General features: G+C 61.5%; 1 protein-coding gene. It reads right to left on the bottom strand.

Annotated features, from left to right (window positions below; genetic code table 11):
- Positions 1-980: type I polyketide synthase (locus tag EET13_RS29780; RefSeq protein ID WP_244604206.1), on the bottom strand; the 980-nt coding region annotated here is incomplete at its 3' end.
- Positions 981-1,009 lie beyond the last annotated feature (29 nt).

Raw genomic sequence — 1,009 nt, 5'->3', positions numbered from 1 at the left:
AGTCCGGTGTGTTGGGCGAGGTTGTTGCGCAGTTCGAGGGCGGTCAGTGAGTCGATTCCGAGGTCTTTGAAGGGTCGGTCGGCGTCGATGGTGGTGGGGTCGGGGTGGGCTAGCACGGTGGCGGTGGTGGTGGTGATCAGTTTGGTCAGGGTGTGTAGTTGTTGGTCGGGGGTTTGGTGGGCCAGTTGGGTGGCCAGGGCGGGGGCGCCGGAATGGGCTTGAGGACGCACGGTGGTTAAGGCTGACCAGATGGGGCCAAGCTGGTGTTGGCGTGCTTGGCGGGTCAGTGTTTGGCGGTTCAACGGCAGCGGGATCAGGCTGGGTTGCTGGCCGGCAAGGGCGGTGTCGAACAGGTGCAGGCCCTGGGTGGTGGTGATCGGCACCATGCTGGTGCGCGCGAAGCGGGCTTGGTCTTTGATGTCAAGGTGGGCCGTCATCGCCGAGGGGGTCTGCCAATACCCCCAGGCCAGACTAAGAGCTGGTAAGTGATGACGGTGGCGGTGATGGGCCAATGCATCTAAAAAGGCGTTAGCGGCCGCGTAGTTGGCTTGTCCGGGATTGCCCAAAACTCCCGCGGCTGAGGAGAACATCACAAAAGCGCTCAGGTCTTTATCTGCGGTCAGCTGATGCAGATACCAGGCGGTGTCGGCTTTAGCGGCTAAAACACTGTCAACTTGTGCTGCAGTCAACTTGCTTAGGACCGCGTCATCCACCACGCCGGCGGTGTGGATGACAGCCCCCAGCGGATGAGCAGCGTCGATACCGTCCAGCGCCGCGGCTAACTCGGTGGGATTGGTCAGATCGCAGGCGCTGATATTGACCTGGGCACCCAGTTGGGTCAACCGTTGATGCAGTTGAGCAGCACCAGCAGCGGCCAGACCGCGCCGAGACACCAACAGCAGGTGCTTGACCCCGTAATGAGTGATCAGATGTTCAGCAAAAACCCCGCCCAACATCCCAGTGCCTCCCGTGATCAACACGGTCCGCTCACCATCAAACCCAACCGGGG

Origin of the sequence: Mycobacterium attenuatum, from assembly GCF_900566085.1 — a bacterium.
Classification (GTDB): domain Bacteria; phylum Actinomycetota; class Actinomycetes; order Mycobacteriales; family Mycobacteriaceae; genus Mycobacterium; species Mycobacterium attenuatum.
The sequence above is the reverse complement of the archived record's forward strand: the minus strand, read 5'-3'. Positions and strand labels throughout refer to the sequence as shown.